The sequence below is a fragment of the Thermomonospora umbrina genome (assembly GCF_003386555.1).
In the GTDB taxonomy this organism is placed as follows: Bacteria; Actinomycetota; Actinomycetes; order Streptosporangiales; family Streptosporangiaceae; genus Thermomonospora; species Thermomonospora umbrina.
Window position 1 is genome coordinate 4,463,596 of the sequence record NZ_QTTT01000001.1, and the last position, 14,097, is coordinate 4,477,692.

The 14,097-nt window shown below is 72.6% G+C and carries 14 protein-coding genes; 5 read left to right on the plus strand and 9 right to left on the minus strand.

The features are described from left to right. Window positions 1–15: 15 nt before the first annotated feature. Window positions 16–462, plus strand: coding sequence for a nitroreductase family deazaflavin-dependent oxidoreductase (locus tag DFJ69_RS19830; RefSeq protein WP_116023984.1), 447 nt, complete (start codon window positions 16–18; stop codon window positions 460–462). A gap of 105 nt (window positions 463–567) precedes the next feature. Here DFJ69_RS19830 and argS read toward each other — a convergent pair whose 3' ends face one another. Then, the gene (argS, locus tag DFJ69_RS19835) at window positions 568–2,292 is read right to left on the minus strand and encodes an arginine--tRNA ligase (protein ID WP_116023985.1); all 1,725 of its coding nucleotides are present in this window, start codon (window positions 2,290–2,292) and stop codon (window positions 568–570) included. 312 nt (window positions 2,293–2,604) lie between these two features. Here argS and DFJ69_RS19840 point away from each other — a divergent pair, with 312 nt between their 5' ends. Together DFJ69_RS19840 and DFJ69_RS34390 are read left to right on the plus strand one after the other, a co-directional pair. Further along, complete coding sequence (locus DFJ69_RS19840) at window positions 2,605–4,923, plus strand: ATP-binding protein (protein WP_170177723.1); 2,319 nt, start codon at window positions 2,605–2,607, stop codon at window positions 4,921–4,923. Window positions 4,924–5,007: 84 nt separating this feature from the next. After that, a complete protein-coding gene (locus DFJ69_RS34390; protein WP_170177724.1) occupies window positions 5,008–5,181 on the plus strand; it encodes a hypothetical protein in 174 nt (57 codons plus the stop codon). A 253-nt stretch (window positions 5,182–5,434) separates the two neighbouring features. Here DFJ69_RS34390 and DFJ69_RS19845 read toward each other — a convergent pair whose 3' ends face one another. From DFJ69_RS19845 to DFJ69_RS19855, 3 genes are all read right to left on the minus strand, one after another. Further along, window positions 5,435–6,388, minus strand: a complete 954-nt coding sequence (locus DFJ69_RS19845; RefSeq protein ID WP_147312374.1) for a LamG domain-containing protein — start codon at window positions 6,386–6,388, stop codon at window positions 5,435–5,437. Between the two features lie 81 nt (window positions 6,389–6,469). Next, entirely contained in the window at window positions 6,470–7,177 is a 708-nt protein-coding gene (locus DFJ69_RS19850) for a histidine phosphatase family protein (RefSeq protein ID WP_116023988.1), read from the minus strand. A 30-nt stretch (window positions 7,178–7,207) separates the two neighbouring features. Further along, the gene (locus DFJ69_RS19855; RefSeq protein WP_116023989.1) at window positions 7,208–8,365 is read right to left on the minus strand and encodes an epoxide hydrolase family protein; all 1,158 of its coding nucleotides are present in this window, start codon (window positions 8,363–8,365) and stop codon (window positions 7,208–7,210) included. A 63-nt stretch (window positions 8,366–8,428) separates the two neighbouring features. Between DFJ69_RS19855 and DFJ69_RS19860 the strand changes: the two genes are divergently transcribed. Next, a complete protein-coding gene (locus DFJ69_RS19860; RefSeq protein ID WP_116023990.1) occupies window positions 8,429–9,394 on the plus strand; it encodes a helix-turn-helix transcriptional regulator in 966 nt (321 codons plus the stop codon). Between the two features lie 6 nt (window positions 9,395–9,400). Here the strand turns inward: DFJ69_RS19860 and DFJ69_RS19865 are convergent, their stop codons facing one another. From DFJ69_RS19865 to DFJ69_RS19885, 5 genes are all read right to left on the minus strand, one after another. Next, a complete protein-coding gene (locus DFJ69_RS19865; RefSeq protein WP_245974470.1) occupies window positions 9,401–10,285 on the minus strand; it encodes an SAM-dependent methyltransferase in 885 nt (294 codons plus the stop codon). Between the two features lie 72 nt (window positions 10,286–10,357). Beyond that, window positions 10,358–11,932: a serine/threonine-protein kinase gene (locus tag DFJ69_RS19870; protein ID WP_147312375.1), complete on the minus strand. Its 1,575-nt coding sequence runs from the start codon at window positions 11,930–11,932 to the stop codon at window positions 10,358–10,360. Between the two features lie 43 nt (window positions 11,933–11,975). Next, the gene (locus DFJ69_RS19875; RefSeq protein WP_116023993.1) at window positions 11,976–12,368 is read right to left on the minus strand and encodes an MmcQ/YjbR family DNA-binding protein; all 393 of its coding nucleotides are present in this window, start codon (window positions 12,366–12,368) and stop codon (window positions 11,976–11,978) included. Further along, on the minus strand, window positions 12,365–12,775 hold the full coding sequence (locus DFJ69_RS19880; protein WP_116023994.1) for a YchJ family protein: 411 nt from the start codon (window positions 12,773–12,775) through the stop codon (window positions 12,365–12,367). The genes DFJ69_RS19875 and DFJ69_RS19880 overlap by 4 nt, the downstream gene beginning before the upstream one ends. A 61-nt stretch (window positions 12,776–12,836) precedes the next feature. After that, on the minus strand, window positions 12,837–13,184 hold the full coding sequence (locus DFJ69_RS19885; protein ID WP_116023995.1) for a rhodanese-like domain-containing protein: 348 nt from the start codon (window positions 13,182–13,184) through the stop codon (window positions 12,837–12,839). A gap of 91 nt (window positions 13,185–13,275) precedes the next feature. Between DFJ69_RS19885 and DFJ69_RS19890 the strand changes: the two genes are divergently transcribed. Then, entirely contained in the window at window positions 13,276–13,872 is a 597-nt protein-coding gene (locus tag DFJ69_RS19890) for a TetR/AcrR family transcriptional regulator (protein ID WP_116026750.1), read from the plus strand. Window positions 13,873–14,097 lie beyond the last annotated feature (225 nt).

Consider the following 14,097-nt stretch of genomic DNA (forward strand, 5'->3'; position numbering starts at 1 on the left):
GAACGGGAGACGCCCATGAACACCATCACGAGGTACGTCGAGGCCGGCCGGACCGCTGCCGCCTTCAACACCGCCGTCGCCTGGCTCACGCGGCACGGCGTCAGCGTGTTCGGCAGCCGGATGCTCTACGTCCGGGGCCGAAAGAGCGGCGAGTGGCGCGGCAACCCCGTCAACGTGCTCACCCACGAGGGCTCGCGCTACCTGGTCGCCCCGCGCGGCCACACTCATTGGGTCCGCAACCTGCGAGCCGCAGGCGGCGCGGGCGAACTGCGACTTGGCCGCCGGACCGAGCCGTTCACCGCCACCGAACTCGACGACGCCGACAAGCCCGCCATCCTGCGCGCCTACCTCAAGCGTTGGAAGTTCGAGGTCGGCGTCTTCTTCGACGGCGTGGGCCCCGACGCCCCCGACGAGGACCTCCTCCGCATCGCCCCCGGCTACCCCGTCTTCCGACTCACCTGAACACCGGTCGACTCGGCCGAACCCGTCCCGTCCACCAGGTCGGCCGCATTCCGAGCGGGCACGCCGTGCCGAGACCGTCGCGTCCTCAGCCGGCCCGGCCGTCGGTCACATGCGGTCGGGGGTTTCGATGCCCAGGAGGTCCAGCCCTATCTGCAGGGTGCGGGCGGTGAGGTCGCACAGGACCAGGCGGCTGGTGCGGACCTCGCCCTCGGCGTACTTCACCGTGCACTTGTCGTAGAACGTGGTGAACGTGCCGGCCAGGTGGAAGAGGTACTGCGCCAGGCGGTGGAACTCCAGGCTCTCGGAGACCTGGTCGATCACGCCCTCGAAGCTCAGCAGGGCCAGCGCCAGCTCCCGTTCGGCGGGTTCGGCGATCAGGACCGAGTCGACGTCGCGCGGCGGCGTGACGTCGAGCTTGCGGAAGATGGAGCAGCTCCGGGCGCGGGCGTACTGGATGTAGGGGGCGGTGTTGCCGTCGAAGGACAGCATCCGGTCGTAGTCGAAGACGTAGTCCTTGACCCGGTCGGTGGACAGGTCGGCGTACTTGACCGCGCCGATGCCCACGGCCCGGGCGACGGCGGCGCGGGTCTGCTCGTCCAGGTCGGGGTTCTTCTCGGCGATGACCGCGCTCGCGCGGGAGACCGCCTCCTCGAGGAGGTCGACCAGCTTGACCGAGACGCCGGCCCGGGTGCGCAGGATCTTGCCGTCGCTCCCCAGGACCGAGCCGAAGCCGATGTGCTCGGCCCGTGCGGGCGGGGCCAGCCAGCCGGCCTCCCGGGCGGTCGCGTGGACCATGCCCAGGTGCATCTGCTGGGGGAGGCCCACCACGTACAGCAGGCGGGTGGCGTGCAGCTTGCGCAGCCGGTACCGGATGGTGGCCAGGTCGGTGGCGGCGTAGCCGAAGCCGCCGTCGGACTTGCGGACGATCAGCGGCAGCGGGTCGCCCTCGCGGTTGGTGTAGCCCTCGGGGAAGACGCACTTGGCGCCCTCGCTGTCGCGCAGCAGCCTCAGCTCGGCCAGCTCGTCGACCACCGACTGGAGCTGGTCGTTGTAGAAGCTCTCGCCGTAGAAGTCGTCGGGGCCCAGCGTGGCGCCGAGCAGGTCGTACACGGCGAGGAAGTACTTGAGGGACTCGTCGATGAGGGTCCGCCACATCCGCAGGGTGGCCGCGTCGCCGCTCTGCAGCAGCACCACCCGACGCCGTGACCGCTCCTGGAAGGACTCGTCGGCGTCGAACTTGCGCCGGGCGGCCTGGTAGAAGCCGTTCAGGTCGCCGACGGACAGCTCGTGGGCGGCCTCGGCCTCGCCGATGTCGAGCAGGTGCTCGACCAGCATGCCGAACGGGGTGCCCCAGTCGCCGAGGTGGTTGGCCCGCAGGACGGTGTTGCCCCGCCACTCCAGCAGTCGCGCGGCGGCGTCGCCGATGATGGTCGAGCGCAGGTGCCCGACGTGCATCTCCTTGGCGGCGTTGGGCGCGGAGTAGTCGACGGTGATGGTCTCGGGGGCCGCCTCGAGGGGCACGCCGAGCCGTTCGTCGCGGGTCACCTCGGCCAGCAGCCCGCCCAGCGCCTCGCCGGCGACGGTCAGGTTGATGAAGCCGGGGCCGGAGATCTCGACCTTCGAGCACAGGCCGCCGAGGTCGGCCCGTTCGACCACGCGCGCGGCGATGTCCCGGGGATTGCCGCCGACTCGGCGGACGAGGGCCAGTGCCGCGTCGGACTGGTAGTCCGCGTGCTGGGAACGGCGGATCGCGGGATCCACCGGTGCGCCGGCCACCGCCTCGAACGCCGGCGCAAGCCGCCGGCGGAGCAACTCCTCGACATCTGCCACACTGGAAAACTACCGACCCGCATGGCCCCTGTCCAATCGGTTTGCGCCCTGACCGGGCCCGTTGTCCAGGCTGCCCGCTTCGGCCGTCCTGGTGCGCATTTCCGGTGCCGACACGCGCCTCGGGCCCGCGCCGTCGCGCCGGGTGGGAGCGCCGTGCGCGCCATTTACCGGTGCCATCCGATCGCCCGTCGGTGAACGGTGAAAAAGCCGCCCGTCCGTGAGCGTTCTTTTACGATGTGCCAATGAAAGTCGAGGCGGCATCCCGACCCGTGACGGAGGTCCGTGCAATTCGGAAATTCCCGGGCGCCGTCCGTGCCGGCTGAGCGCGCCGCCGGGACGCTGCCGGCCGAGCTCACCGGTTTCGTGGGTCGGCGTCGCGAACTGGCCGAGGTGGGCCGGCTGCTGGCGACGTCCCGGCTGCTGACCCTGACCGGCGTCGGCGGCGTCGGCAAGACCCGGATCGCGCTGCGGGCCGCCCATCGGGCGCGGCACGGCTTCCGGGACGGGGTCCGGCTGGTGGAGCTGGCGTCGCTGCGGGAGCCGGGGCTGGTGTGCCACGCCGTCGCCCACGCGCTGGAGGTGCGCGATCACACGGCCCGTGCGCTGCGCGACGTGCTGGCCGCCCACCTGCGCGAACGTGAGCTGCTGCTGGTGCTCGACACCTGCGAGCACCTCGTCGACGCGTGCGCCGGGCTGGTCGAGACGCTGCTGCACGCGGCGCCCGGCCTGCGCGTCCTGGCGACCAGCCGTGAGCCGCTGAACGCCGCGGGCGAGCACGTTCTCCCCGTCGCGCCGTTGCCGATCCCGCGGGGGCCGGACGACGATCGGGCGGCGGAGGTCGACTCGGTGCGGCTGTTCGTGGAACGCGCGGCGGCGGCCGACCCCTCGTTCACGCCGACCCCCGCGACGCTGCGCGCGGTGGCGAGGGTGTGCGCGCGGCTGGAGGGCGTCCCGCTCGCCCTCGAACTGGCCGCCGCCCGGCTGCGGGTGCTGTCGGTGGACGAGATCGGCGACCGGCTCGGCGACCGGTTCGAGCTGCTCAGCAACGGCGGTCGGACGGCGCCGTCGCGGCATCAGACGCTGCGGTCGGCGATCGGCTGGAGCCACGAGCTGTGCGAGCCGGCGGAACGGCTGCTGTGGGCGCGGCTGTCGGTGTTCGCCGGCGCGTTCGACCTGGAGACGGTCCAGCGGGTCTGCGCGGACGGGCGGCTGCCCGCCGGGGACGTGTTCGAGCTGCTGGCGGCGTTGGTGGACAAGTCCATCGTCACCCGGGACGAGGGCCCCGGCGGGCTGCGGTTCGCGATGCTGGAGACGCTGCGCGAGTACGGGGCGGAGTGGCTGCGCGTCCTCGGTGAGGAGGACGACCTCCGGGCCCGCCACCGGGACCACTACCTGCGGGTCGCCGAGGAGGCCGAGCGGCTGTGGTTCGGCCCCGGTCAGGTCGGCAGGCTGCTGCGGCTGGGCCGTGAGCGGCCCGACTTCCGGGCGGCGCTGGAGTACTCGCTGGCCGCCGGGGACGCGCACACGGCCCAGCGGCTCGCGGGCGCCCTGCAGGTGGTGTGGATCACCTGCGGCCCCATCGCGGAGGGACGATTGTGGCTGGAACGGTCCCTGGAGCTGGACGACGGGCCGTCGCAGGGCCGCGCCCTCACGCTGTGCGCCGCCGGGACGATCGCCATCCTGCAGGGCGACGAGGACTCCGCCCGGCGGCTGCTCGCCGAGGCCGGGACGCTGGCCGACCGGCACCGTGACCCGTGGCTGCAGGCGCAACTGGTCTACCAGCGCGCCGTGGCCGCCACGTTCGCGGGCCGGGTCGCGGAGGCGGACGGGCTGCTCCGCGACGCGCTGAGCAGGTTCACCGCGGTGAACGCCACGGACGCCTCGTTCCCGGTGCAGGTCCGGTTGACGATGGCGACGGTCGCGATCCTGGAGGGGGACGCCTCCGCCGCGATCCGACTGTGCGAGGACAACGAGAAGGTGTGCCGTGAGCACGGCGACGAGACGCTGCTGGCGTACTCGTTGGTCCTGCACGCCCGTGCGGAGTGGATCATCGGAGGGCTGGACGCCGCCGCCCGCCGGCTGCGCGAGGCGGTACGGCTCCGACGGGAGCATCCCGACCCGGCGAGCCTCGGCCTGTCGGTGGAGCTGCTGGCCTGGATCGCGTGGGCCACCGGCGCCCACCGACGGGCGGCGGTGCTGCTGGGCGCGGCGGAACGGCTGTGGTGGACGTTCGGGATGGCGGGGCTGCGCGACACCCTGCTGGCCGCGCACGACGACTGCGAGGTCGGGACGGGCGCGGCGCTCGGCGCGGAGGCGTTCCGGCGGGCCCGGCGGGAGGGCGGGGCGCTCACCGACGCCGAGATCATCGCGTACGCGCTGGCCGAGGCGGAGCCGCCCACGGCGGCGCGCGACGCGGACGCCGACCCGCCGGCCCGGCTCACCCCCCGGGAGCGGGAGGTGGCCGCGCTGGTCGCCGAGGGCCTGTCCAACCGGCAGATCGCCGAGCGGCTCACCATCGCCAAACGCACCGCCGACACCCATCTCGAGCACATCCTGGCCAAACTGGGGTTCTCCGCCCGGACGCAGATCGCGGCCTGGGTCACCCGGCACATGCCGGGTCGGGACGGTTGAGCGACCCGGCGTGGTCTCGGTTGCCTGCGCGGAACAGGCCGATTACTCTTCGTGAAAGGTGCACTGCACATTGTCAACGGGGGTGTGGATGTGGAGACCGGGGAGCGGCCCGACTGGGCACGCAAGCCGCTGCGGCAGCTCACGGTGAGCGAGCTGACCGAGGCGCTGGTCTACCTGGAGGAACGCGAGGTCGCCGACGACGCGCTCTGCAGGGCGTTGGCGGCCCAGCTCGCCGACCGTACGGCCGCCGTGTGTTGACGCCACCGGCCGGGGACGACGCCGGGAGGCGCCCACCGCACGTGTGCGGCGGACGCCTCCCGGGGGGTCCTCCTCGCGTCGCGGGTGCGGGTCAGCCCGTCAGGGTGACGTTTCCGCGGACCGTGACGCAGACATAGGTGTTGGCGGGGCGCTCAACAACGGCTCGGGGCCGAGCCATCGCGAGGAGGGGAGTAGCGCCCCGCCAACCCTGCGGGATGGCGATGCGTCCATCACCGTCCGCAGCGCCAAGTTACTACCGTCCGTTCCCGTCGTGGGGGCGGACCGGGGCTTTGCGCCGCGCGGGTTTTGCGACATACCGAGAAAGTGATCGGCGCATATCGGGCGCGCCGGGCGCATTTCCCCCCGCCGCCCGGCGATGCACTCGCAGATAATCCACCGCGAAGGTCAGTCTTTCCTCACCGTCCGGCCGGGTGTGCAGTCTTCCGTCGTCGGCCGACAGACTGATGACCAGGTGGGCGCGAAAGCGCCGGCCGACGCCACGCCGGTCCGAATGGGCCACCCGCATCGTCTCCGGGGCGGTCCCCACGTACCAGGTGGTGCGGTGCCGCCTGATGTCGACCGCGAAATACAGCCAGGCGCCGGCGCGCACCATCGGCGACTCCCAGTACCGGTAGCCGCCCCTGACATGGTTGACGAATTCCAGCGTGCCGGGACGGTCGGCGTGCCATTCGAAGACGTCCACCTCGTTGCCGCCGTCACGCCACGTCCAGATCGCGGGCCACGCACCCGTGCCGGCCTCGGGCAGACGGGCGCGGGCCACGACGACGTCCCCGGCCCGCACGGTGAATCCCCGGCCCCCGGAGTCGCAGGAGTCGCCGGTGGTGAGGAGCCCGGTGCTCCAGCGCCCGTCCGGAAGCGGCGCGGCGGTCACCCGCAGCGCCCCGCCGCCGACGGCCAGGGCCGCCGGGGTCAGCGCGTCGAGCTTGAAGCCGTTCGGGTTGCCGACGCAGTCGGCGTAGGAACCCGACCGCCACCCCCAACGCCGTCCGACGCCGAGCCGCAGCCGGTCGAACTCCTCGTTGAACACCAGTCGCCGCCCGGCGGTCAGTCGGGCCAGCCCGTGCGCGGGCCCGCTCGCGGACGCCGGGGGCTCACGCCGCTCGGGCCCGGGCGCGGACTGTCGGCATCCGGTGGCCGACGCCGTCACCAGGAACGCCGCCACCGCCACCCGTCCCACTCGGCCCATCCGACCCCCGACCCGCGTCCGCGCCACGCAACGGGTCCCATTGTGGCGACTCTGCGTGATCGAATGCGGCCGACGGGCCGGTCAGGTCAGCGGGGCCGACGAGCGGGCCAGCGCCCCGTCGAGGTGGGCGGTGTCGTTGTAGCGCCGCACGACCCACTGATCGCCGATCACGACGAGGTGCGAGACGGACGCGTTGTCGGCCCCGAGGAACGCGAACGGCCGTGACCCCGACGCCAGCGCGAGGGCCTGGGCGATGAACCCGCCGTGGGTGAAGACGGCCAGCCGCCGCCCGGCGTGCGCCGCCGCCAGCCGCGTGATCACCGAACGGACCCGTTCGGCCAGCGCCGCCGCGCCCTCCGCGCCGGGGATGACGTCCCACCGCTCCTCGCGGAACAACCGCTGCGCGACCGGGTCGCCCTCGGCCACCTTCACCCGGAACAGCCCGCCCTCCCAGGACCCGAGATGGACCTCGCGCAGGGCGGCGTCCACGTGGGGCTTGAGGCCGAGCTCCCGGGCGAGGGGCTCGGCCGTCTGCAGGGTGCGACGCAGCGTGCTGACGTAGATGGCGTCGATGTGCTCGCCGCTGAGCCGTCGGCACACCCGTTCGGCCTGATCGCGCCCCTCGGGGGCCAGCTCCGGGTCGCCCTGTCCGTCCACCAGCGGGAACGCCTCGCCGGGTCGCAGCGGCTGCGACTCGCCGTGCCGGATCAGCAGGAACTCGACCGCGCCGGGGGGAGGCGCGAAGCGTGACTGGCGATAGGTGCGCCCGGGAACGTCGGCAGGTGTCACGGGACGCAGCCTAACCCCCCGGCGGAACGATCAGCGGAAACGGCGGAAGAACCGACGAATATCACTCAGCAGCAGATCCGGCGCGTCGTGGGCCGACCAGTGGCTCCCCCGGTCGTACTCGTTCCAGGACACCAGATCGGCGTGGTCGCGCTCGACGAACCTGCGGATCGGCCGGAAGTCGTACGCGAAGCTCGCCAGCCCGATGGGGAACGTGGTCGGCCCGGGGAGCGGCTCGGCGTGCCGGTCCTCGTAGTAGAGGCGCGCCGACGACGCCCCGGTGTTGGTGAACCAGTAGATCGACGCGATGGTCAGCAGGGTGTCGCGGTCGACGGCCTCGCCGAGCAGTTGGCCGATCCAGCCGAGCTGCCCGGACGGGGAGTCGGCCAGCGCGTGCGCCAGGTTCTGCGGCTTGGTGGCCTGGAGCTGCGCGAACGCCGACATCTCGTCGTTGAACTTCTGCAGGAACGCCAACTGCCCCATCTCGTCCTCGGTCATCCCCTCGAACTCGGCGGGGTCCCCGGACGGGAACGAGAAGATCTGGTTGACGTGGACGCCGACGACGTGGTCGGGGTCCAGGGTGCCGAGCGCCGGGGAGACGATCGCGCCGGCGTCGTTGCCGTGCGCCCCGTACTTCTCGTAGCCGAGCCGCCGCATCAGCTCGGCCCAGGCCCGCGCGACGCGCTGCGAGCTCCAGCCCTTCGTCCGGGTGGGGCCGGAGAAGCCGAAACCGGGGATCGACGGGATCACCACGTGGAAGGCGTCGGCCGGGTCGCCGCCGTGGGCGCGCGGGTCGGTCAGCGGGCCGACGAGGTCCAGGTACTCCACGAACGTGTTGGGCCAGCCGTGGGTGAGGATCAGCGGGGTGGCGTCCGGCTCGGGGGAGCGGACGTGCACGAAGTGGATCGTCTGCCCGTCGATCTCCGTGGTGAACTGCGGGAACTCGTTCAGCCGGGCCTCCTGGGCCCGCCAGTCGAAGCCGTCGCGCCAGTGCTCCACGAGCCCGCGCACGTAGCTCAGCGGCACCCCGTACTCCCAGCCCGGCGGCACCGGACCGGTCTGGACGCCGTCGGTGACCTCCTCGTGGGGCAGCTCGTCCGCCCAGCGGGTACGGCGCAGCCGATCGGTCAGGTCGTCCAGGTCGGCCTGGGGGATCTCAATACGGAAGGGACGGATCTCGCTGTTCGTCATGTCCCTTACCCTAGGAGGCATTGAGGAAGGCTTCGTTCCTCTAAGAACGGCAGACTGCACGACATGTTGGAAACCTCGGCGCGCCTGCTGCGCCTGCTGTCACTCCTCCAGACCCCCCGCGACTGGCCCGGCCGCGAACTGGCCGAACGGCTCGACGTCACCACCCGGACCGTCCGCAACGACATCGAACGGCTCCGCACCCTCGGCTATCCCGTCAACTCCACGCGCGGGGTCGCCGGCGGGTACCGGCTGGAGGCGGGCACCGCGATGCCTCCGCTGCTCCTGGACGACGAGGAGGCGATGGCGGTCGCGCTGTGCCTGCGGGCGGGCACCGGCCACGCCGTCGCCGGGATCGAGGAGTCGGCGCTGCGGGCCCTGGCCAAGCTGGAGCAGGTGCTGCCCTCACGGTTGCGGACCCGGGTCAACACGCTGACGTCGTACACGGTGCCGGTCCCGGCCGACCGGCGCGCGCCCGTCGTCGAGCCGGAGGTGCTGATGACCATCACCGCCGCCTGCCGCAACCACGAGCGGCTGCGATTCGACTATCGCGGGCACGACGGCACCGCGAGCGTGCGGGTGGTCGAGCCGTACCGGCTGGTGAGCTGGGGACGCCGCTGGTACCTGGTGGCCTGGGACGTGGAGCGGGAGGACTGGCGCACGTTCCGCGCCGACCGCATCGCGCCGCGCACGCCCACCGGTCCCCGCTTCCCCCCGCGCGACCTGCCCGAGGACGTCACCACCCGGATCCAGCGCGGGGTGTCGGCCGCGTCCTGGCGGTACCACGCCGAGGTGACCGTGCACGCGCCGGCCGAGGTCGTCGCCGAACGGATCAGCCCCGCCGTCGGCACCGTGGAGGACCTCGGCGAGGGCTCCTGCCTGCTGCGCACGGGCGCGGCCGACCTGGAGTCCCTCGCCGTCCGGCTCGGGATGCTCGGGGTGGACTTCACCGTCACCGACCCGCCCGAACTGGTCGAGCACCTCCGCGTGCTCGCCGTCCGCTACGGGAACGCGACCCCGTCGGCGGGATGACCCCGGTCAGGGCTTGCGGAGCAGCCCGCCGTACTCGTAGATGCCCTTGTTGCGCTCGGTCGCGCCGACCCAGGGCAGCAGCGGCTCCGGTACGGGGGCCAGCGGGGGCTGCCCGGCGTCGGGGCGCCAGTCGCGGAGGTTGACCAGGCCCGGGTCCACCGGCTCCAGGCCCGCCACCAGCGTGTCGACCTCGGCCGGGGTACGGGTCTGCCAGGGGATCCCGGCTCCGGTGATCTGCTCGGACATCTTCGCGCCCTGACCGGCGTCGTCGGCCACCACCTGGGAGAAGCCCAGGAAGCTGCCCGAGACGGCGCGGCCGAGGAGGGACTGGAAGATCCCCTGCGGGTCGTCGGCGTCGGTCAGATGATGGCCCACCGACAGGAACAGCGCCGCCAGCGGCCGGTCGAAGTCGATCAGCCGCACCAGGTCCGGGTGGCCGAGGACCGCGTCCGTGTCGCGCATGTCGGCGTTGATGACCGTGGTGGTCTCGTCGTCGGCCAGCAGCGCCCGGCCGTGCGCCAGCACGATGGGGTCGATGTCGACGTAGACCACCTTCACGTCGGGGGCGAACGCCCGGGCGACCTGGTGGACGTTCTGGTCGGTGGGCAGCCCGCAGCCCATGTCGACGAACTGGCGGATCCCGGCCTCCTCGACCAGGTACCGCACCGCCCGGTAGAGGAACTCGCGGTTCTGCCGCGCGATGTCGACGCACTCGGGGAACCCCTGCAGCGTTCCGAGGATGAACTGCCGGTCGATCTCGTAGTTGTCCTTGCCGCCCAGCATCCACCCGTAGGCCCGTGCCGAGGTCGGCACGTCATGGGGGATCGAAATCTGCTCGTCGGTCACCGCGGCCCGCCTCTCGCGCCGGGACCGTCGCCCCTGACGGTCCACGGGAGGAGGGTATCCCCGAAGATCGACTTTCGGGAGGTTTCCCACGATCTCTCCCCGGGTGGGCGGGACGCGTCAGAACGGCCAACCGCCGTGACGTGCCCCCTCCAGGAGCGGGATCACGGAGAACGCCGCGTCGCACAGGCCGTGGAGGCGCGGCCGGAGCGGATCGCGGGACTCGACGGCCCGCCACAGGTGCCGCGTCTGCCAGGCGTAGACCGGCACCCCGTCGGGCACCCCCGCGTCGAACGCCTCGGGCACGTGCCCGTCGATGATCACGACGCGATCATGACCCGCGAAGGCCCCTCCCACCGCCCCGTACCCGAGCGACCGGTCATAGGGCAGGTCGGCGGAACGCCATCGGATCAGCCCGTGCAGCGGCGACTCGCCCCTGAGCACCTCGAACGGCTCGCCCTCCCCGGTGATGACGTCGGGCGCCTCGCATCGCTGGGCCAGGGTCAGGCCGAACACGGCGTCGGCGTCGGCCCCGTGGTCGATGAGGATCAGGGTCCGTCCCGGGATCGTCGGGAGCCGGTCGAGCGCGTACGCCGCCGCCCCCTCCAGGAAGGGCGCCCAGCGCCGGCGGGCCACCGACCGACCCGCCGCCACCAGCCGCAGCGGCGACAGCCCCGACGCCCGTACCTCGTCGGCGTCGGAGAGCCGGGCGGCCACGCCCATGGCCGACTCGAACGAGATGCCCGCCCGATCGAAGTGCCGCAGCCGGGCCACCACATCGGGCAACGACATCGACGGAAGGAGCCGCTCCCACTCGGCCGCGACCGTCCGGCGTCGTTGCGGCGCGTGCGCGGAGACGGTGGACCGCCGTGGTGATGGGGTGAGCCGTTCCCGGTCGATCGCGCTCGGCTCGTCGCCCTCGGCGGCGTCTCGGCGCGTGTGCGGTGACGGGGGCGGCGGTATGCGTTCGGTGCGTCCGGTCGTTCGGCGTCGGTTCAAGGCGTGGGCGAAGACGGCGGCCTGGTGGCGGTCGCGGGGGTTGGGGTGCGTCATCGCGATGACATCGCCGAATCGGAACGGGTGGGGGACGTCCTCGGCCCGTACGCCCGCGAAGCGGGGCAGCGCGAGGTGGTGGGCCCCGGTGTCGTACATGAGGAGCGCACGGTCGTCGTAGAGCAGCGTCACGGCGTCGGCGATGCCCCGCTTGAGCGGCTTGGGCACCGGCCGTCCATGGACGGCGACCCAGTGCGCCAGCAGATGGCCCGGGTCGTCGGCGCGCCGGAGCACGGAGGCGACCACCTGACGGGACATGCCCGCCGCCCCCGCGTCGAGCCGTTCGCGGACGAACGCGGCGGCGCCGACCAACGCCGGATACCGCATCGGCGTCGCGGTGCGCAGCCAGCGCAGGAAGCAGGCCGTCCACTCCGGATCCTTCCGGGTGGCCTCGTGCACCAGCTCCGCGTACCGCTCGGCCGACCGGCCGGGCCAGCGGAACAGGGCGTCGCGGAAGCCGACGTTGCTCAGCGCCGTACGGAACAGCTCCTCGATCGGCCCCGCCTCCCTTCGCCCGGCCGCACCCGCGGGTGGGCGAGGCCCGAGAAGGAGCGGCGGCGGGCGGGTGTACGGCGGGGGCGAGCGACCGCCCCGAAGGGCCGACCACTCCACTCTCCCCAACGCGAACCGCGGCCTGCACACCGGGCGCTCCCACCCGCAGGTGCGCGACCACCGTAGGAGACGCCTACGACAGAACGGTCGAACCGTCCTCAGGGGCGTCGGGCGCGGGTGGCCGCAGGCGCTTGGGCAGCCCGGCGACGACCAGGTCGTAGGACTGCCGGAGCAGCCCGAGCACCTCGTCCTCCCCGAGGGTGCCGTCGAGGACGAGGGTGTTCCAGTGCCGCTTGTTGAGGTGATAGCCCGGCAGCACGTGCTCGGGGAACTCGGCCCGCAGCGCGAGCCCCTCCTCCGGGTCGAGCTTGACGCTCACCCGCAGCGGACGGGTGTCCTCGGCGACCAGGGCGAACATCTTCCCGGCCACCTTGTAGACCCCGGCGCCGTCCCCGAACGGGAACTCCTTCTCGCTGCCGAGGAAGTCCTCGCAGTACGCCCCGATGGCGTCGTAGATCTCCGTCATCCCTGAATGCTCCCGTTCAGGTAGACCCACGCGCCGTCGACGCGGGTGAAGCGGCTGATCTCGTGCAGCTCGCCCGCGTCGTCGCCCCCGGTGTAATGGGCGCGGAACTCCACCGTCCCCTCGGTGTCGAACGCCGTGCCCCCGCCGGTGTCGAGGACCTCCAGGCGCTCCCACTCCGTGCGGGGGTCGAAGTCGACGCGCGGCGGGCGGGTGCGGGGATGCCAGCTCGCGAGGACGTAGGCGGCGTCGCGGATGACGAACGCGCTGAACCGTGAGCGCATGAGCTGCTCGGCCGTCACGGCGCGCGCCTCTCCCCGGTGCAGCCGCCCACAGCACTCCCCGTACGACGAGGGCAGCCCACACGGGCACGGACGGGCGTTCCGGGGACGATCGCGACGTTTGGCCATGCCCTCATTGTGTCGGTCGGCCCCTCGGGGTGCGCACCGCCGAGGGGTCGGCCGACCCGCGTCAGGCGTCGAGGTGCGCGTGCGCCCCGGTCTCGACGGGCAGGCCCGCCTCCACCCAGTCCTGGATGCCCTCGCGGTACTTGCGGACCCGCGTGTAGCCGAGCCGCTCGAGCCGCGTGGCGACGGCCTGGCTGTTGGCGCAGGCGATGTTGGAGCAGTAGGTGACGATCGGCGCGTCCTTGTCGGGCAGCAGCGCGGCGGCCCGCTCGTCCACCGCGTCCTCGGTGAGGGGCACGGCGCCGGGCAGGTGCTGCTGCTCGTAGTAGGAGCCGCCGAGCGCGTCGACGACGGTCACGGCGCCGGCGTCGATCTCCACCTTGAGCCGCTCCCGGGTGATCAGTGGTGTCATGTCTTCTCTCCTCTATCCGGACCATGGTCCGCTTAGCTGTCGAAAGAACGGTAACCGGACTGCGGTCCGCTTGTCCAGTACGATGCGGGGCATGACCGAGGAGCTGCTGAACATTGCGAGCCGCCCGCCCCGGGAGCGGGCCGACGCCGCGCGCAACCGGTCGCGCATCCTGGAGGCGGCGGCCGAGCTGTTCGCCCGCTCCGGGGCGGAGGCGATGACCGTGGACGCCGTCGCCAAGGCGGCCGGGGTGGGCAAGGGCACCGTGTTCCGCCGGTTCGGCGACAAGTCGGGCCTGGTCTCCGCGCTGCTGGACGAGCGGGAGCGCGAGATCCAGAGGGCCGTGCTGTCCGGCGAGCCGCCCCTGGGGCCCGGAGCGCCGCCCCGGGAGCGCGCGACGGCCTTCCTCGACGCCTACCTCGACCACCTCGCCCGCCACCTGGAGCTGGTCCGGCTGTCCGAGACGGCCGCCCCGGGGGCCCGCTACCGCATCGGCGCCTACCGGTTCTGGCACATGCACCTGGCCCTGCTGTGCGCGGGCGCGCCCGATCCCGGCCACGCGGCGCACGCCCTGCTGGCCGTCGTGGACGCCGACCTCGCCAACGCGCTGCGCGACGAGGGCTACGACTGGGACCGCATCCGGGCCGGCGTCCGACGCCTCGCCGTCGCGCTGGTGCCGGCGGAGGTCTGACCGCAATGGGGCACGTGCCCTGATTTCAGGGTAATGACCATTGTGTTGTGAAGGTCGGAAAAAGTGTTATAGATGATGACGGGACTCGACCTTCCCCGGATTTTCTCCGCCCCGCCCGAGTGCTGGTGGTATGCCTGCTTGCTGGTGTTATGGAAAGTCGATCATCGAATTTCGGACATCGATGAAGTCCCTGGTAGGACCATTTTTGTGTGCTCTATGACCTGC